Source organism: Enterobacter cloacae complex sp. SHL020 (genome assembly GCF_049236945.1).
Classification (GTDB): Bacteria; Pseudomonadota; Gammaproteobacteria; order Enterobacterales; family Enterobacteriaceae; genus Enterobacter; species Enterobacter dykesii.
Map to the genome: position 1 here is coordinate 19,548 of NZ_JBMKJF010000008.1, position 18,425 is coordinate 37,972.

General features: G+C 56.6%; 14 protein-coding genes. 6 read left to right on the forward strand and 8 right to left on the reverse strand.

Annotated features, from left to right (window positions below):
* Window positions 1-157: 157 nt before the first annotated feature.
* Both ACOTZB_RS17730 and ACOTZB_RS17735 read left to right on the forward strand, forming a co-directional pair.
* Window positions 158-1,444, forward strand: coding sequence for a dicarboxylate/amino acid:cation symporter (locus ACOTZB_RS17730; RefSeq protein ID WP_047652950.1), 1,287 nt, complete (start codon window positions 158-160; stop codon window positions 1,442-1,444).
* 226 nt (window positions 1,445-1,670) lie between these two features.
* On the forward strand, window positions 1,671-3,164 hold the full coding sequence (locus tag ACOTZB_RS17735; protein WP_421627971.1) for a M16 family metallopeptidase: 1,494 nt from the start codon (window positions 1,671-1,673) through the stop codon (window positions 3,162-3,164).
* Window positions 3,165-3,227: 63 nt separating this feature from the next.
* On the opposite strand, the gene ACOTZB_RS17740 is transcribed toward ACOTZB_RS17735, so the two are convergent.
* Window positions 3,228-4,157, reverse strand: a complete 930-nt coding sequence (locus ACOTZB_RS17740) for a sugar kinase (RefSeq protein WP_421627972.1) — start codon at window positions 4,155-4,157, stop codon at window positions 3,228-3,230.
* A 229-nt stretch (window positions 4,158-4,386) separates the two neighbouring features.
* On the opposite strand from ACOTZB_RS17740, the gene pdeH reads away from it, so the two are divergent.
* On the forward strand, window positions 4,387-5,160 hold the full coding sequence (gene pdeH, locus ACOTZB_RS17745; RefSeq protein WP_047652948.1) for a cyclic-guanylate-specific phosphodiesterase: 774 nt from the start codon (window positions 4,387-4,389) through the stop codon (window positions 5,158-5,160).
* A gap of 65 nt (window positions 5,161-5,225) precedes the next feature.
* Complete coding sequence (locus ACOTZB_RS17750; RefSeq protein WP_421627974.1) at window positions 5,226-7,268, forward strand: AsmA family protein; 2,043 nt, start codon at window positions 5,226-5,228, stop codon at window positions 7,266-7,268.
* A 41-nt stretch (window positions 7,269-7,309) separates the two neighbouring features.
* On the opposite strand, the gene ACOTZB_RS17755 is transcribed toward ACOTZB_RS17750, so the two are convergent.
* From ACOTZB_RS17755 to ACOTZB_RS17765, 3 genes are all read right to left on the reverse strand, one after another.
* Window positions 7,310-8,632, reverse strand: a complete 1,323-nt coding sequence (locus ACOTZB_RS17755) for an MFS transporter (protein WP_023309582.1) — start codon at window positions 8,630-8,632, stop codon at window positions 7,310-7,312.
* A 260-nt stretch (window positions 8,633-8,892) separates the two neighbouring features.
* Window positions 8,893-9,918 (reverse strand): inner membrane protein YhjD, encoded by a 1,026-nt coding sequence (gene yhjD, locus ACOTZB_RS17760; protein ID WP_111963706.1) that lies wholly within the window; start codon window positions 9,916-9,918, stop codon window positions 8,893-8,895.
* Between the two features lie 52 nt (window positions 9,919-9,970).
* Window positions 9,971-10,870, reverse strand: a complete 900-nt coding sequence (locus ACOTZB_RS17765) for a LysR family transcriptional regulator (RefSeq protein WP_421627976.1) — start codon at window positions 10,868-10,870, stop codon at window positions 9,971-9,973.
* A 119-nt stretch (window positions 10,871-10,989) separates the two neighbouring features.
* Here ACOTZB_RS17765 and ACOTZB_RS17770 point away from each other — a divergent pair, with 119 nt between their 5' ends.
* Window positions 10,990-11,748 carry an SDR family NAD(P)-dependent oxidoreductase gene (locus ACOTZB_RS17770; protein WP_421628072.1) on the forward strand — a complete coding sequence of 253 codons (759 nt, stop codon included), beginning with the start codon at window positions 10,990-10,992 and terminating at the stop codon, window positions 11,746-11,748.
* A 200-nt stretch (window positions 11,749-11,948) separates the two neighbouring features.
* Here the strand turns inward: ACOTZB_RS17770 and ACOTZB_RS17775 are convergent, their stop codons facing one another.
* A complete protein-coding gene (locus ACOTZB_RS17775; RefSeq protein ID WP_421627977.1) occupies window positions 11,949-12,488 on the reverse strand; it encodes a GNAT family N-acetyltransferase in 540 nt (179 codons plus the stop codon).
* A 148-nt stretch (window positions 12,489-12,636) separates the two neighbouring features.
* Here ACOTZB_RS17775 and ACOTZB_RS17780 point away from each other — a divergent pair, with 148 nt between their 5' ends.
* Window positions 12,637-14,226 (forward strand): STY4199 family HEPN domain-containing protein, encoded by a 1,590-nt coding sequence (locus ACOTZB_RS17780; protein ID WP_193805269.1) that lies wholly within the window; start codon window positions 12,637-12,639, stop codon window positions 14,224-14,226.
* Between the two features lie 59 nt (window positions 14,227-14,285).
* On the opposite strand, the gene ACOTZB_RS17785 is transcribed toward ACOTZB_RS17780, so the two are convergent.
* The 3 genes from ACOTZB_RS17785 to ACOTZB_RS17795 all read right to left on the reverse strand — a co-directional run bounded on the left by ACOTZB_RS17785 (window position 14,286) and on the right by ACOTZB_RS17795 (window position 18,383).
* Window positions 14,286-15,935 (reverse strand): alpha,alpha-trehalase, encoded by a 1,650-nt coding sequence (locus ACOTZB_RS17785; RefSeq protein ID WP_193805268.1) that lies wholly within the window; start codon window positions 15,933-15,935, stop codon window positions 14,286-14,288.
* 181 nt (window positions 15,936-16,116) lie between these two features.
* A complete protein-coding gene (gene gorA, locus ACOTZB_RS17790; RefSeq protein ID WP_033146863.1) occupies window positions 16,117-17,469 on the reverse strand; it encodes a glutathione-disulfide reductase in 1,353 nt (450 codons plus the stop codon).
* A gap of 71 nt (window positions 17,470-17,540) precedes the next feature.
* Window positions 17,541-18,383 (reverse strand): 23S rRNA (adenine(2030)-N(6))-methyltransferase RlmJ, encoded by an 843-nt coding sequence (locus ACOTZB_RS17795; protein ID WP_032640380.1) that lies wholly within the window; start codon window positions 18,381-18,383, stop codon window positions 17,541-17,543.
* Window positions 18,384-18,425 lie beyond the last annotated feature (42 nt).

The window sequence follows — 18,425 nt, forward strand, 5'->3', positions numbered from 1 at the left end:
TTGTTGCTGGCTTGTGCGAGCCAGCTCAAAGTTCTTAACATTTGTGTTTCAAATTTGAACTGAGTTTATTTCTGTCCTGTTATGTGGGTGTTATTTTAAAGCCGCAGGTTAACCATAACCTTACAAAGCCTGTGGTTTTTCTTCCCAAGGACACCTTATGAAAACCTCACTCTTCAAAAGTCTTTATTTCCAGGTCCTGACAGCCATCGCCATCGGTATTCTGCTGGGTCACTATTACCCTGAGCTGGGCGCGCAAATGAAACCGCTTGGCGACGCGTTCGTTAAGCTCATCAAAATGGTCATCGCGCCGGTGATCTTCTGTACCGTCGTGACGGGCATCGCTGGCATGGAAAGCATGAAGGCGGTCGGCCGTACCGGTGCAGTGGCGCTTCTCTATTTTGAAGTGGTCAGTACCCTTGCGCTGATTATCGGTCTGATCATCGTCAACGTGGTGCAGCCGGGCGCGGGGATGAACGTAGACCCGTCAACGCTGGATGCCAAAGCGGTCGCGGTGTATGCCGAGCAGGCGAAGGATCAGGGCGTGGTGGCCTTCCTGCTGGACGTGATACCGGGCAGCGTGATTGGCGCCTTCGCCAGCGGTAACATCCTCCAGGTGCTGCTGTTCGCCGTGATGTTTGGCTTTGCTCTGCACCGTCTGGGCAGCAAAGGCCAGCTTATCTTTAATGTGATCGAAAGCTTCTCGCAGGTGATTTTCGGTATCATCAATATGATCATGCGCCTGGCGCCGATAGGTGCTTTCGGTGCGATGGCTTTCACCATCGGTAAGTATGGCGTCGGTACGCTGGTGCAGCTGGGTCAGCTGATTATTTGCTTCTATATCACCTGTATCCTTTTCGTGGTGGTGGTGCTGGGCTCCATCGCCCGCGCGACGGGTTTCAACATCTTCAAATTTATCCGTTACATCCGCGAAGAGCTGCTGATCGTTCTGGGGACATCCTCTTCAGAATCGGCGCTGCCGCGTATGCTCGACAAGATGGAAAAGCTGGGGTGCCGTAAGTCGGTGGTCGGGCTGGTGATCCCGACCGGCTACTCCTTCAACCTGGACGGCACCTCGATATACCTGACGATGGCGGCCGTGTTTATCGCTCAGGCGACTAACAGCCATATGGATATTTTCCACCAGATTACGCTGCTGGTGGTGCTCCTACTCTCCTCTAAAGGCGCGGCAGGCGTGACGGGCAGTGGCTTTATCGTGCTGGCTGCTACCATTTCCGCTGTGGGTCACCTGCCGGTGGCGGGTCTGGCGTTGATTCTCGGTATCGACCGCTTCATGTCAGAGGCGCGTGCGTTAACCAATCTGGTGGGTAACGGCGTGGCAACGGTGGTGGTGGCGAAATGGGTGAAAGAGCTGGATCACAAAAAGCTCGACGATACTCTGAATAATCGTTCATCTGACAGCAAAAATCCTGGCTTATCCTCCTAATCTTGTCACAAATGCCCGTATTCCCTTGTCGGGATGCGGGCTCCTGCGCATAATAACTGTTCGTACCTGTCATAATTCGACAAGATTTTTTTTGGGTATATTTCACTTCTGACCGTGACGTTTTGCCGAACGCGCGGTCTAATCGACGTGTTTTCATCGTCATCTTTAAGAGTGAAGCGCGTCGCGAAACACTCTTTTTAACCAGGAATGTTGATCAGGGGTTCACATGCAGGGCACAAAAATTCGACTCTTAACCGGCGGTTTGCTGATGATGGCAGCAGCCAGTTATGTGCAGGCAGATGCGCTCCAGCCAGACCCGGCCTGGCAACAAGGGACCTTAGCGAACGGTTTTCAGTGGCAGGTTTTAGCCACGCCGCAACGTCCCAGTGACCGTGTAGAAATCCGTCTGTCCATTAATACCGGTTCCCTCACGGAAAGCACCCAGCAAACCGGTTTTAGCCATTTTATTCCCCGGCTGGCGCTCACGCAGAGCGGCAGCCTGCAAGCGGTTCAGGTGCGTTCGCTTTGGCAGCAGGCCATCGATCCGAAACGACCACTCCCTCCGGCGGTGGTCTCGTATGACTACACCATGTTTAACCTGAGCCTGCCAAATAACCGTAACGACCTGCTTAAAGAAGCGCTTACGTATCTCTCCGATGCCTCTGGCAATCTGGCGATTACGCCGGACACCGTCAACTATGCGTTGAGCAACAGTGACATGGTTGCGACCTGGCCCGGGGATACCAAAGAGGGCTGGTGGCGTTATCGCCTGAAGGGCTCGACGCTGCTGGGGCATGACCCGGCCGAACCGCTGAAACAGCCGGTGGATGCCGAACAGGTAAAATCGTTCTATCAGAAGTGGTACACCCCGGACGCCATGACGCTGATCGTGGTAGGTAACGTGGACAGCCGCGCGGTGGTGGAGCAGATCAACAAAGCGTTTGGTGATTTAAAAGGCAAGCGTGAAACGCCAGCCCCTGTCCCGACGCTCTCTCCGCTGCGCGCAGAGCCTGTCAGCATTATGACGGACGCCGTGCGTCAGGATCGCCTCTCCGTCATGTGGGATAACGCCTGGCAGCCCATCCGCGAGTCCGCGGCGATGCTGCGCTACTGGCGTGCCGATCTGGCGCGTGAAGCGCTGTTCTGGCACGTTCAGCAGACGCTGAGCAAGAACAACGTGAAGAATATCGGTCTTGGCTTTGACTGCCGCGTGCTGTTCCAGCGTGCGCAGTGTGCCATCAACGTTGAATCGCCGGGCGATAAGCTGAATGCCAATCTGGGCGTGGTTGCGAAAGAGCTGGCAAAAGTGCGTAAAGAAGGGCTTTCCGAAGAGGAATTCAACGCTCTCGTGGCGCAGAAAAAACTCGAGCTGCAGAAGCTGTTTGCGACCTACGCTCGCGCCGATACCGACATTCTGATCAGCCAGCGTATTCGTTCCCTGCAGAACCAGGTGGTGGACATTGCGCCGGAACAGTACCAGAAGCTTCGTCAGGATTTCCTGAACGGTCTGACCGTCGAGATGCTCAATCAGGACCTCCGTCAGCAGCTGTCGCAGGAGATGGCGTTGATCCTCCTGCAGCCGAAGGGTGAGCCGGAATATGACATGAAGGAACTTCAGAAGACCTGGGATTCCATTATGGCTACCGCGCCGCAGCCCGCGCAGGCCGCCACGGCTGATGATTTACATCCGGACGCGACGGATATTCCGCAGGGGCAGTAATGCTTAAACGTTCCCTCTCCCTGTGGGAGAGGGTTAAGGTGAGGGCATCAGCCCGCACCCTCCTTAAACAGGCATCGCCTCGCGCGGAATAATCGCTCCGCGATACTGAATCACCGTGCTGGCCGTCAGGTGCCCACGCTGTGCCGCCGCTTCCGGCGTTCCACCCGTCAGACGTACCGCCAGATAACCCGCGCTGAATGAATCACCGGCCGCCGTGGTATCAATCACTTTCTCTTTGGCAAGCTTCACTGCCGGAACGTCAACCAGCGCTTCGCCCGCCACCGCGACCAGGCACGAATCTGCACCGCGCTTAATCACCACTTCGCTCACGCCTGCCGCCTGCGTGCGTGCAATCACGTCCTCTACCGGTTTCTCACCCCACAGGGCATCTTCATCGTCGAGCGTCAGGAAGGCGATATCGGTGCACTGCAGCATCTGTTGGTAGACCTGCTGCGCCTCTTCGCGGCTGGCCCACAGGCGCGGGCGGTAGTTGTTATCGAAAATAACCTTGCCGCCGTTTGCCCGGCATTCGCGCAGAAGCGAGAGCAGCTTTTCACGGCTGGTGGGGCTTAAAATCGCCAGGCTAATCCCGCTCAGATAGAGGTAGTCAAAGGTCGCCAGCTCTTCGCAGATGGCCGCGGCCGCGTCGCTCTCCAGCCAGAATTTGGCCGCTGCCTCGTTGCGCCAGTAATAAAACGTGCGTTCGCCGGTGCTGTCGGTTTCGATGTAATAAAGCCCCGGGAGGCGGTTCTCCATACGCTGAATCAGCGACGTTTCAACATGTTCACTCTGCCAGGCCTCCAGCATTTGCTGGCTGAAGCTGTCCGTGCCCAGGGCGGTCACGTAGTTCACGGTGAGCGCCTCAGGCGCGACCTGACGGGCAATGTAAACCGAGGTGTTTAACGTATCGCCACCAAATCCGCGGCTGACTTCCGCGCCTTTTTGCGACAGCTCAATCATGCATTCGCCAATCACGGCAATTTTTTTGGACATAATCGTTAACCTGAACAGAAGAATTATCAGCAGTGTGCGCTGACTGAATTAACCGGTCAACTATATTAAAACAACGTTCCATTATTTTATTTGAGCCAGCGCGTGTTACCGCGCATTTCTGTCATCTTAATTTCATTTTCCCGGTGAATTGAACATAAAGTTCTCAATTTTCGCGCCGATAATCCTGTGACGAGTCCAGAAAGGCTATCCCAACAACAGGACATCTGAAATGAAGTCAGAGCAGGTTATCCAGCGGCTGAGCACTACGCCTGAGGCAAGTATTGAGAACTTGCAGGAGCATCGCTACTGGCTGCAATGTGAGCGTGCGTACACCTATCAGCCGATTTACCGAACAGATGGTCGACTGATGGCAATTGAAATATTAACCGTCGTTACGCACCCCACAAACCCTACTCAGCGCATCCCGCCGGATCGCTATTTTGCCGAAGTTGCCGTTCGCCAGCGTCTGGACGTGCTGGAAGAGCAGCTTCGTATGCTGGCGACGAAGCAGCCCTTTTTCGAACAGCACGATATCCTCGCCTCGGTGAACGTCGATGGTCCAACCCTGCTGGCGCTGCGTCAGAACGCAAAATTGCAGGAGCTGATCGCCACTCTTCCGTGGATGCGCTTTGAGCTGGTGGAGCATGTCCGCCTGCCGCAGGATTCCTCGTTTGCGTCGATATGCGAATACGGCCCGCTGTGGCTGGATGACTTTGGCACCGGCATGGCGAACTTCTCCGCCCTGAGTGAAGTGCGCTACGACTACATTAAAGTGGCCCGCGACCTGTTCATTATGCTGCGTCAAACCCCGGAAGGGCGGAATCTGTTTACGCTGTTATTACAGCTGATGAACCGCTATTGCCAGGGCGTGATTGTTGAAGGTGTGGAAACACTGGAAGAGTGGCGTGATGTGCAAAACTCTCCCGCAGCGGCGGCGCAAGGCTATTATCTCTCCCGCCCGGTACCCATGGATCGCCTCGATAGCGTGATAATGACCCTCTGATAAGCCCGCTTCCCTTTGTCTGGACTATAGTTTTACAGGACAGGTCATCAGGAAAGGGGATAAAAATGACGAGAACAACCAGGGTAATCTCCTGGACAGCAGGGATTTTCTTGTTGTTGATCGTGGTCGTCGCCATCATTATTGCGACGTTTGACTGGAACCGTCTCAAGCCGACCATCAACCAGAAAGTCTCAACCGAACTGAACCGCCCCTTCGCCATACGCGGTGATTTAGGGGTGGTGTGGGAGCGTCAGAAAGAGGAGCCAGGCTGGCGAAGCTGGATCCCCTGGCCACACGTCCATGCCGACGACATCATTCTCGGCAACCCGCCGGATATCCCGGACGTCACCATGATCCACCTGCCGCGGGTTGAAGCCACGCTGGCTCCGTTAGCGCTTCTGACCAAAACAGTTTATCTGCCGTGGATCAAACTTCAGCAGCCCGATGCGCGTCTGATCCGACTTTCAGAAAAAAACAACAACTGGACGTTTAACCTTGCCAGCGACAGCGAAAAAGATCCGAATGCCCAGCCTTCCTCCTGGTCATTCCGTCTCGACAATATTCTTTTCGATCGCGGACGGATCGCCATCGACGATAAGGTCAGCAAGGCGGACGTGGAGATCCTGGTCGATCCGCTGGGCAAACCGCTGCCGTTTAGCGAGGTCACGGGCACGAAAGCGAAAGGTGACGCGGCAAGCGTGGGTGACTATGTCTTCGGCCTGACGGCAAAAGGACGATATAACGATCAGCCTCTCAGCGGTAAAGGGAAAATCGGCGGGATGCTGGCGCTTCGGAGCGAAGGCACGCCGTTCCCGGTACAGGCGGACTTCCGTTCCGGGAATACCCGCGTGGCGTTCGTGGGAACGGTCAACGATCCGATGAATATGGGCGGCGTCGACCTTCAGCTTAAATTTGCCGGCGATTCGCTGGGAGAGCTGTATGAACTCACCGGCGTGCTGCTGCCGGATACCCCGCCGTTCGAAACGGACGGGCATCTGGTCGCCAAAATCGATACTGAAAAAGCGTCCGTTTTTGACTACCGGGATTTCAACGGCCGGATCGGCGATAGCGATATCCACGGCACCCTGACCTACACCACCGGAAAACCGCGCCCGAAACTGGAAGGGGATGTTGAGTCCCGTCAGCTGCGCCTGGCCGATCTGGGCCCGCTGATTGGCGTGGACTCAGGTAAAGGCACCAAGTCGAGAGAGGTCAAAAAGGACGTTCAGCCTGCCGGCAAAGTGCTGCCATACGATCGCTTCGAAACCGACAAATGGAACGTGATGGATGCGGATGTGCGCTTCAAAGGCGGAAAAATTGAACATGGCAGTACGCTGCCGATCAGCAATCTTTCGACCCATATCCTCCTCAAAAACGCCGACCTGCGCCTGCAGCCGCTGAAGTTCGGCATGGCGGGCGGGACGATTTCTTCGAACATTCATCTGGAAGGCGATAAGAAGCCGATGCAGGGACGGGCGGAGATCCAGGCGCGTCGATTGAAGCTGAAAGAGCTGATGCCGAACGTTGAGCTGATGCAGAAAACCCTCGGTGAAATGAACGGTGATGCCGACATTCGCGGCGTGGGGAACTCGGTGGCGGCGCTGCTGGGCAGCGGCAATGGTAACCTGAAGCTGCTGATGAACGACGGGCTGGTGAGCCGAAACCTGATGGAGATCCTGGGGCTGAACGTCGGTAACTACGTCATCGGGCAAATTTTTGGTGATGACGAGGTGCGGGTGAACTGCGCGGCGGCCAATCTGGATCTGGTTAACGGCGTGGCGCGTCCGCAGATATTTGCCTTCGACACGGAAAACGCGGTGATTAACGTAACCGGTACCGCCAGCATGGCCTCGGAGCAGCTTAATTTGACGATTGACCCGGAAAGTAAGGGGATCCGCATCATCACCCTACGCTCGCCGCTTTACGTGCGCGGAACCTTCAAAAACCCGCAGGCGGGCGTGAAGCCCGGACCGCTGATTGCGCGCGGTGCGGTGGCTGCAGCCCTGGCGACGCTGGTTACCCCAGCCGCAGCCCTACTGGCGTTGATTTCACCGTCAGAAGGCGAGGCCAATCAGTGCCGGACTATTTTGTCGCAGATGAAGAAGTAGCTCCCTCTCCCTGTGGGAGAGGGGCGTCAGGCCGCAGTGAATTACAGAGCCTGGTGCTTAGTTTCGTGCGTCAGCAGCAGCGCAATCAGCGTCAGCGCCGCCATTGCCGCCAGATAGACCCCCACATAGAACAGACCATAGTTCGCCTGCAGCCAGGTGGCGATATACGGCGCAACGGACGCGCCCAGAATAGAGGCAACGTTGTAGGAGAATGACGCACCGGTATAACGTACTTCCGTCGGGAACAGCTCGGGCAGCAGCGCGCCCATTGGGCCGAAGGTCAGCCCCATCAGGCTCAGGCCAATCAGCAGATAGGCCATCACCAGCGCCGGGCTACCTGAACCCAGCAGCGGCGGGAAGACGAACAGAGCAAACAGAATGATGAGCGTGGTGATCGTAATCATGCTCGCACGACGACCGAATTTATCCGCCAGCAGGCCAGCAATCGGTACCATCACACCAAACCCGATCACCGCCATCATCAGCATCCACAGCACTTCGTTACGCGGCAGGCCCAGGCCAACCGGCGCGGCGGCGGTACTGAACGTCATGGAGTAGACGGTCATAATGTAGAAAAGCGTATAGGTAGCCAGCATGATGAACGTGCCCAGTACGGTCACGCGGACGTGTTTGGTCAGCAGCGTACCCAGCGGCACTTTCACCTGCTTGTTCGCCGCGGCCACTTTCGCGAAAACAGGCGTCTCATGCAGCGAAACGCGCACATACAGGCCAATCAGCACCAGCACGGCTGAGAAGATAAACGGGAGACGCCAGCCCCAGCTCATGAACTGTTCATCCGTCAGCAGCCAGGAGAGCAGCAGGAACGTCCCGTTGGCAAAGAAGAAGCCAATCGGTGCGCCCAGCTGCGGGAATGAACCGTACAGCGCGCGCTTGCGCGCCGGGGCGTTCTCGGTGGCCAGCAGCGCCGCGCCGCCCCATTCACCGCCCAGCCCCAGACCCTGACCAAAACGCGCCAGCGCCAGCAGGACCGGCGCCAGAATGCCGATGGTTTCATAGGTCGGCAGCAGACCGATCGCCACGGTGGAGATGCCCATCGTCAGCAGCGAGGCCACCAGGGTGACTTTTCGGCCAATGCGATCGCCAAAGTGTCCAAACAGCGCAGAGCCAATCGGACGCGCAACAAACGCGATGGCAAAGGTCGCCAGAGACTGCAGCGTGGCCGCCGTTGGGTCACCCTGCGGGAAGAAAATATGCGGGAAGACGATGACCGCGGCGGTGGCATAAATATAAAAGTCGAAGAACTCAATGGCGGTGCCAATCAGCGATGCGACGACGACTTTATTGCGCGAGTTTACCGGAACGTTTTCCGTTCCTGAGTCGAGTGTGGTGGCGGTTGCTTGCATAATATTTTCTTATTTTTGTCGAACGAAAGGCCATATTACGCACAGCAAAAGCGACATTTCAATCTGTAACAAAGTCGCGGGCTGGTGATAAAAACAACAAAAAGCGGATAATTTTCAGACCAGCGAAAACACGTCTATGAAATGCTTCACAGATTTTAAATATTGGTTAATTAAACTGGTTTTCGGTTAAATAAAAGTTACGGGCTGGATTTATATGCTGAAATGAAGAATCGGGCTGAAATTTCAGCCCGAGAGCGGGGCTAGCGGTGCGTTTTGCCCGGCATTCGCGTGTCGCCTTTGTACTCGGCGGTGGCAATCCATGCCGCGCAGAACAAGGTCAGGCGGGCGAAGAAGTAGAAGAAGGCCATCAGCCCCAGCACCGAGCCAAACGCCGCGCCGGAAGGGGATTTCACCAGCGAAGGTAGCGTGTAGGTCATCACGATTTTGATCACCTCAAAGCCGATCGCCGCAATCAACGTGCCGCGGAGCAGTGCCTTCTTGCGCGGACGATGGCGCGGCAAGCGCCAGAAGATCCAGAAGAACAGCAGGTAGTTGGCGAAGATGGAAATGGCCAGCCCAATGCCGCGCCAGGCGGGCTTCAGCCATTCGATGTAATCAAGGTAAAGTGCGGAAATGATCATCTGCTGCGCCGAGCCCGCCACGGAGGTAATGGAAAGCGTCACGATCAGCGCGACGAGCAGGCCAATCAGCGAAACAAAATCGCGGAGATACTTAACCCATATTTTCTCCTGGTCCTGCGGCTTACGCTCCCAGACGTCGCGCGACTGGGCGCGAATGGCCTCGCGCAGGTTGCCCATCCAGTTAACGCCGGAGTAAAGCGCAATCAGCAAACCGACGATACCCACGGTGGTACGCTGCTGAACGGCGGTATTGATGGTGCTCTTGAGGGTGCTGGCAAGGGTCGGGTCACTGACGTTATTCAGGATTTTATTGAAGATATCCTGCAGTAGCGTCGGGTGCGACGCGAGCACAAAACCGGCTGCCGCAAACGACACCATCAGGATTGGGATCATCGACAGGAAGGAAAAATAGGTGATGGCGGCACCAAACTGGTTCCCCATGCGGTCATTAAAGCGCTCGGTCGCGCGTATCAGGTGCGCAACCATGGGAAACTGCTGAATTCTCGCGGCGATGCCGGTGACGGTCCCCAGCGCTTTGCTGGCGGTGCCTGGCGTTTTGGCCTCTTCGGGCCCGGTTTCCATCTTTTTGACGGGCTCATACTCTAAATGTTGGGTGGGTCGTTGCGGGTTGTTTTCCGGCGTCACGCGCATTTTCCTTTTCGTTGAGCTGGATGTGTTTTTGAATTATAGCTTGCGGCTAGTCCACGTAAGCTTTTGTGAGTTCGGTAAGCCACTCCATGAACAGATGGACCCGGCGGGAGAGGTTGCGGCGGTGAGGGTAAATCAGGGAGACGGGCATCGCTTCGGCCCGGTATTGCGGGAGGATCTCAATCAGCTTCTTCGCGCGCAGTAAATCGCGCACACCAACCCGCGGCACCTGAATAATGCCCAGCCCGGCGAGACAGGCAGCCTGGTAAGTTTCCGTGCTGTTGACGGTTAAGACCCCGCCCGTTTTTATCCACTGCGTTGCACTGCCGTTATAAAACTCAAAACCCTGCGGGCGTGTTCCCAGCGTAGCGGTGTAATGAATGACGGCGTGCGAGCCTAAATCGTCCAGGGTTTCCGGATAGCCAAAACGCGCCAGATAATCCGGGCTGGCGCAGTTAATCACCGATAGCTTGCCCAGCGGACGGGCAATCAGCCCTGAATCCTTCAGCGTGCCGACGCGCACCACGCAATCAAACCCTTCGCGGATCACATCCACCAGACGATCGCTGCTGCTGAGCTCGAGTTCAATGCCCGGATAGTGCTGCAGAAAAGCAGGCAGTTTGGGGATGACTAAATTTCGAGCAACGCCGACGGGCATATCCACGCGGAGCCGACCGCTGATGCTGGAGGGATCGTGCAGAAACATACCGTCGAGTTCATCAAGGTTTGCCAGCAGATCTTTGGCCCGCTCGTAATAGACCATGCCGTCCTGCGTCAGGCTGACGCGTCGCGTGGTGCGGTGCAATAGCTGGGTGCCAAGCCGGTTTTCCAGGGCCTGAATTTGCCGCGAGACGCTGCCTTTCGGCAGGGTTAACGTTTCGGCCGCGCGGGAAAAACTCTCCAGTTCCGCGACGCGGACGAACAACTGCATTGCGTGAATTTTATCCATAGACGAAGCTCATTGTTGTTTCTGCTGAAACAGTGAAGCGTTTTAACCCATCTTTATTGATTTTCTATCACCTAATAAGCTCTTTCTCAATCTCCTTAACAGCCAAAACGAGGTTTATGATGAGTGAACGTATCGCATTATTGACGGGTGGTAGCCGTGGTCTGGGTAAAAACGCTGCGTTAAAGCTGGCGGCAGACGGCACGGGAATTGTCCTGACATACAACCGTAGCCAGCATGAAGCGCTGGATGTTGTGCGTGAAATTCAGGAAAAAGGCGTCAAAGCAGCGGCATTACAGCTCAACGTCGGGGATATCACGAGTTTTGAACATTTTGCCCGACAGCTTCAGGAAACCCTTAGGACCGTCTGGCAGCGCGATACCTTTGACTATTTATTGAACAATGCCGGAACGGGTTTATACGCGCCCTATGCCGACACGACGGAGGCTCAGTTTGATGAAGCGCTGAACATTCATTTCAAAGGGCCTTTCTTTCTGACCCAGCGCCTGCTGCCGCTGCTTAACGACGGGGGACGGATCCTCAACGTCTCCAGCGGGCTGGCCCGTTTTACCCAGCCGGGCTCAGGGACCTACGCGGCGATGAAGGGGGCGATGGAAGTGCTGACGCGTTATCAGGCGAAAGAGCTGGGCGCGCGCGGCATTTCCGTCAATATCATTGCGCCTGGCGCGATAGAAACAGACTTTGGCGGCGGACGCGTGCGCGACAACGCGGAGCTAAATCAGATGCTGGCTTCGCAGACGGCGCTGGGACGGGTGGGTTTGCCGGACGATATCGGCGATGCCATTGCGGCACTGCTCAGCGATAAGCTGGGCTGGATGAATGCGCAACGTATTGAAGTCTCTGGCGGTATGTTCCTGTGATGCACGAGCTTAAGGGGAAGGATCCTCTTAAGGAGACCCTTAATCACAATATTTCGCCAGAGAAAGACCCTGATGTTTTTTTATTAACGCAATGGCCGCAGAAAATATTTCCAGCAAATGACGTTTGATATTCGTTTCCTCTTAATAGCGACACTAAAGAGGAAACGATGTCCGGGGAATATCTGCTAAAAAGCGGTTGGTCAGGAATTATTATTCAGGTATTCCTGCTGTAATAAACCAAATAGCCAGTCATTTTGCCAGTGCCCAGCAAGGTAATAGCTCTCGCGTAATTCGCCTTCCAGGCGAAAGCGGGCTTTTTCCAGCAGGCGTCTTGAAGCGACATTTCCCGCGGTGACGGTGGCGGTGAGTCGCCGTATACCGCCCTGATGAAAAGCGTAATCGCAAAGCGCTTTCAGGGATTCAAAGCCGTAACCTTTCCCCTGCGCCTCGGGTGCGAAAAGGAAGCCCACTTCGGCGCAGTTCTCCTCCCGATGAATATAGCCGGTAACGCCCAGCGGGGCCTGTGAGGCGGGGTCACGTACGACGAGACAAAGCCAGTGCGCGCTGCCCGGTGCCCATGGGGTCAGGCGCGAATCAAACGCCTCGCGGATCGCCGCGACGGGGCGGTCTTCCGCCACAAAGCGCATCACGTCCGGGTGCTGCTGTAGCGCCAGAAAAAAGGGCCAGTCTTGTTCCTGCAGGGGCGAACAGGTAAGGCGAGAGGTAATTAAAACCGGCATTCAGTTTCTCCTGAAACATTTTAAATCATTTTAGGGTTGTCACTTTATTTCAACAGAAAGTCAGGTATGGTTAACCGCGTATAAATAAAAAGAATAAAGGGCGTTTCGTGCCCATTCCGGATGTCTTCGTTGTCGCTTAAGGAAAACAATGACTCTCAGCACATCACATCATATTCGCGAACAGTTTGAACACTGTCTGGCGGTCATTCGCCTTGCGTCGGTGGAAATTTTACTCCTTCTGAATGTACATGCTTCTGAGGGCAAAGATCCACGCTGGTTCCTGGAACAACTCGACAGCGCGCGATTAGCTCTGGGCGGCTGGGGAGCCGTTGCGAAAAAACTCAACCTCAATGATGCCGAGATGTCGGAATTTACGCTCCAGCTACGCCTGCTGCAGCAGCGCGTTCCGCAGTATGAAAGCGGACAGGATGTGAGTGAAAACCAGCTTATTGCGGCGATGCGGTTTGTGACCGCGCTGGAACACCTTCGCCTGCAGCAGCCGCTGTTGACCTACAGCACTGACCTGGCACCGGGAAGCGAACTCCAGCAGCAGCAGGCACACAAGCAGGTACGCGCGATTGAGCTGATGATTAAAGGGCTCATCCAGCAGGCCTGGCCCGATCAGGTGCGGCTGAACAACCATCTTAAGACCCTGTTTAACGCTGACCGCGTGCGGCGCTGGCTGAAGCTTGGCGAGATCAATGATGTCCTCAGCGGCATGATGTTCAGTGAACTGGCGCAGATGCTGGTGGATAAAAAAGAGTTCAGCCGGTATTACGCTTCGCTGTTCAGCGACCCGTCGATGCTGACGCTGCTGGTTGAGCCGCGCAAAACGCTGCAAACCTTCCTCGATGACATTCGGCAAATCCGCAACAGCATCACCGTTCAGAAAACGTTAAGCTCGGCGCAAATCCAGCTGCTGGATAACTACTACACGCAGATCGCGCGGCCCGTGCAACGCGCGTTTGAAGAGGGGAGAACGCGCGTCAATCCGGCCGGATTCATGGCGGTAGATGCCAGCGAATTGCATACCTTCTGGGAAAAGGCGCAGAAAATGGATCGGGTTACCGGTGGGGATCTGTTTGAAGTCCGGGACACCATTGAAAAGCCGACCCAGCGCGCGCCGCGTACGCCCGAACAACGCGAGCAGCTCATTTCCGGTGCGCTATGGGGGGCGGTTGGCGTCATGGTGATTGCCATCGTGGCGGGGGGCTTCTGGCTGGTAACCAGCAGCAAGCCGCAGCCAGCGACCGTCAGCGCGGCTGAAGCGGCTCCTCCGCAGGAAATGCGCGAGACACCTTCTTCGCGCGAAACGCTCACGCGCATGGGGGTCACCTGGGACGAGAATAATTTCCGCTCGGCCATTAACCGCAACGATACCCGCGTGACCCAGCTTTTTTTGCAGGGCGGTATGGACTGGAAGCTGTCCTGGACCGAAGAGGCGATGTCGGCAGGCTATGACGATGTGCTGGAGCTGATGTTACGCTACCGGCAGAACATGGTGGAAGAGAAGCCGTGTCGTCGCTTCATCAACACGCTCAGCCACGCCATGTCGAACGGTGAGTCTCTGACCTCGGTTCGTAAAGAGTATCTCAAAGCTTTCTGCACCGTGCCTGCCGTGGTGAAACGCCAGCAGCACGATCTCGACATGGCCACACGCCGCGCGCAGTCGCAGCCGGATGCCACCACGAAAAAATGGCAGTCCATTCAGACTGCCATTTATGAGGTGATTCGCTGATCTCTTTTCCCTCTCCCTGTGGGAGAGGATCGGGGTGAGGGCACCAGACCGCACCCCGCTTAAGGCTCCCCATACAACCCAATCAGCCGCCGCACCACGCCGTTCGTCCAGCCGAAACCGTCCTGCAGCGGATACTCACCCCCGCCACCTTCGCGCGGCGTACTGCTGGCGATGTGGTACTTCTCAATCAGCTTATGATGCGTCTTATAAAAATGGTTCACCGTATGCAGCCAGCTCCAGGCGATCTCATCGCCCAGCGAGTCGTTGCCGTACTGCTTGAACCCCTGAATCGCCATCCACTGCAGCGGTGCCCAGCCGTTGGGTTTATCCCACTGCTCGCTGGTTTCGTACTCGGTCGCCAGAATTCCGCCCGGCGTCAGCAGACGCGATTTGACCGCATCAGACAAACGTTCTGCCTGCTCGTGCGTCGCCATTCCAACATACAGCGGCACAATGCTGGCGGCAGAAAACAGCGCCAGCTCTTCGCGTCGCCAGTCGTAATCGCGGTAACAGCCGCTCTCCTCATCCCACAGATAGCGGTTCACCGCCGCGCGGCGATCGTTGGCTTTCTGGCGGAACGTCTCTGCCGTCTCTTTATCCCCTTTCGACGCCGAGATGTTGGCGATAGCGCTTTCCAGCTTGAACAGGAAGGCGTTCAGATCGATGGGAATAAACTGCGTCGTGCGGATGCTGGCGAGCCGCGACGGATCGCGCAGCCAGCGGGACGAGTAATCCCAGCCGGACGCCGCACCCGCGCGCAGGTCGCGGTACACCTCATTGGGCGGACGACCCGAGTGGCGGGCCGTTTCCACGTCCTCAATCCACGATTCGTCGCGCGGGGTATCACGGTCGTCCCAGTAGCGGTTGAGCAGTGAACCGTCCGGCATGCGCACGGCGCTGCGGTAAGCCTGGTTAAGCAGCAGCGACTCCGCGCCGTCCATCCAGAAGGCGTACTCCATTTTGAGGTGATCCAGATAGCGTTTCGCACCGCGCACGCCGTCCTCCTCGAACAGCTCCACCATCAGGGCAAAGACCGGCGGCTGCGAGCGGCTGAGATAATAGGTGCGGTTGCCGTTGGGGATATGCCCGTAGCGTTCAATCAGCCAGGCGAAGTTGTCCGCCATACACTTGAGCAGATCGTTACGGCCACTCTCTGCCAGCCCCAGCATGGAGAAATAGGAATCCCAGTAGTAGGTCTCGCTGAATCGCCCGCCGGGGACGATATAGGCCTGCGGCAGGGCCAGCAGGGAAGACCAGGGAATATGATCCTGCGGCTCGCGCGTCAGCACCGGCCACAGGTTATCAATGTGTTCTTTCAGGGAGAGTCCCGGGTCGGAGACATATTCTGTGCCGTACGTTTCCGGCATCCAGAAGTGGTTCTCCACAAACTGGCGCAGGTCGAAATCCCGGTGGCGTCTGACCTTGCGGTAGCGGATCAGGATATCCAGCGGATCCATCTTTGGCGCGCAGTCTGGGAAGGTTTTACTGTCCGCAAACAGCCGCGTCGACTGCACATGCTCGAACAGTTCAAGATAGCGGTCTGCGGGCGTCAACGCATCGGAGGCGGGTAGCCCCTCGATCATTTCGGGTTCCGGCTCCGCCTCAATCATTTCATCCAGTTTCAACTCGCAGGGATCGGTCTCGTAGCGCAGCTCTTCTGCAATCTCGAACTCGATGTTCTCGGTAGCCTGTAGTTTCTGGTTGAACATGGTGATAGGGACCTCCGGTTGTGTGTTCAAAAGACAGGTTTATCCGGGCGTCTTATAAGCGTAGACATTCGCTTCGGTAGATGGGGAGGGAAATGTGCGGTAGATCACTATTTTCGGAGCATTCGTTTTGCAACGATTTATGAATGTTAAAAAAATGCCCCTCCGGGGAGGGGCATCAGGATTAACGCATGGTCACAAACTCTTCCGCGGCCGTCGGGTGGATGGCCACCGTGTTATCGAAGTCTTTCTTGGTTGCGCCCATCTTCAGCGCCACGGCGAAGCCCTGCAGGATCTCGTCCATGCCGAAGCCGATGCCGTGGATGCCGACAATCTTCTCTTCCGGGCCCACGCAGACCAGCTTCATGCGGCACGGCTGACGGTGCGAGGTGACGGCGGTGTACATCGCGGTAAACGCCGATTTATACACTTTCACCTGGTCGTCGCCATACTGCTCGCGCGCCTGCGGCTCGGTTAAGCCGACGGTGCCGATTGGCGGGTGGCTGAAGACCACGGTCGGAATGTTGCTGTAGTCCAGATGCTCGTCCGGCTTGTTGTTGAACAGGCGCTCGGAGAGACGACGGCCCGCCGCAACGGCGACCGGCGTCAGCTCAACCGCGCCGGTGTTGTCGCCAACCGCATAAATGCCCGGAACGCTGGTGTTCTGGAATTTATCGACGACGATATACCCTTTTTCGTCGGTTTTCACGCCAGTCACGCCCAGGTTGAAGTTATCGTTCGCAGGCTCACGGCCAATCGCCCAGATCAGGCAATCGACGGTCTGGCTGCGGCCATCTTCCAGCTCAAGCGTCAGGCTACCGTCCGCGTTTTTCACCACCGCTTTTGGCACGGCGTTGGTGTGCAGGGTCGGGCCTTCGGTGTTCATCACTTCAACCAGCGTATCGACAATTAGCGGGTCAAAGCTGCGCAGCGGCGCGTGTTTACGTACGAACAGGTGCGCTTCCGCGCCCAGGCCGTTAATCACGCCAGCCAGTTCCACCGCGATATAGCCTGCGCCAACAACGGCAACGCGTTTTGGCAGGGCAGGCAGCTCGAAGAAACCGTCGGAATCAATGCCGTATTCCACGCCCGGGATGTTCGGGTGGCTCGGACGACCGCCGGTGGCGATCAGGATGTGATCGGCGGTGATCGTCTCGCCGTTCACTTCGATCGTTTTCGCGTCCACAAAGCGGGCGAAACCGTGGATGACATCGACGTTATTTTTACCCAGCACGTTGTCGTACGAGGTGTGAATACGATCGATGTAGGCGGTACGGCTGGCGATCAGTTTGTCCCAGTCGAAGCGGTTGATGGTGGTGTCAAAGCCGTAGTCCGGGCCATACATATGGATAGCTTCACGGATTTGCGCCGCATGCCACATCACTTTCTTCGGTACACAACCTACGTTCACGCAGGTGCCGCCCAGCGCTTTGGCTTCAATCAGCGCGCACTTCTGGCCGTACATGGCCGCACGGTTGATGGAGGCGATGCCGCCGCTGCCGCCGCCGATTGCGATGTAGTCATAATGCTTAGTCATTGCTTTTGTCCTTAATCGTGAATTGCCGCGATTGTATACCTGAAATCAATAGTTTCCACCGATGACTGCGATTACTCCGGCACGATCCAACTGACGGTGGCGTGGCCTGTCCCCGCGGGCACCAGCGTTTTATGCAGCCATGGCAGCACGTTGTTCATCTGCGCTTCCAGCTTCCACGGCGGGTTGATCACAATCATGCCGGAGGCGGTCATGCCGCGCTGATCGCTGTCCGGACGTACCGCCAGCTCGATCTGCAGGATTTTGCGGATGCCGGTCGCTTCCAGGTCTTTGATCATGCGTTTGATCTGCGCGCGCAGCACCACCGGATACCACAGGGCGTATGTCCCGGTGGCGAAGCGTTTGTAGCCTTCGTGGATGCCGGTTACCACCGCCTGATAGTCGGTTTTGATTTCGTACGGCGGGTCGATCAGCACCAGGCCGCGACGTGAAACCGGCGGCAGTTTGGCCTTCAGCTGCTGGTAACCGTCGGCTTTTTCCACGCGGGCGCGGCTGTCTTTCTGGAATTCAGAACGCAGCAGCGGGAAATCGCTCGGGTGCAGCTCGGTCAGCTGGAGGCTGTCCTGCTCGCGCAGCAGCTGGCGTGCAATCAGCGGTGAGCCAGGGTAGTAGCGCAGCTGGCCGTTGCGGTTGAAGTGATTCACCACGCCGATGTAAGGCTCCAGCTCGGCAGGCAGGTCGTCCTGCTGCCAGATGCGGGCAATCCCTTCCAGATATTCACCGGTACGCTCGGCATGCTCGCCGCTCAGCTGATAACGGCCCGCGCCCGCGTGCGTGTCCAGATAGAGAAACGGCTTCTCTTTCTCTTTGAGCGATTCGATGATCAGGCTCTGAACGGTGTGTTTAAGGACGTCGGCGTGGTTGCCTGCGTGGAAGCTGTGGCGATAACTGAGCATGGATGAATGTGTTCCAGGTAGTAAACGTAGGCCCGATAAGCG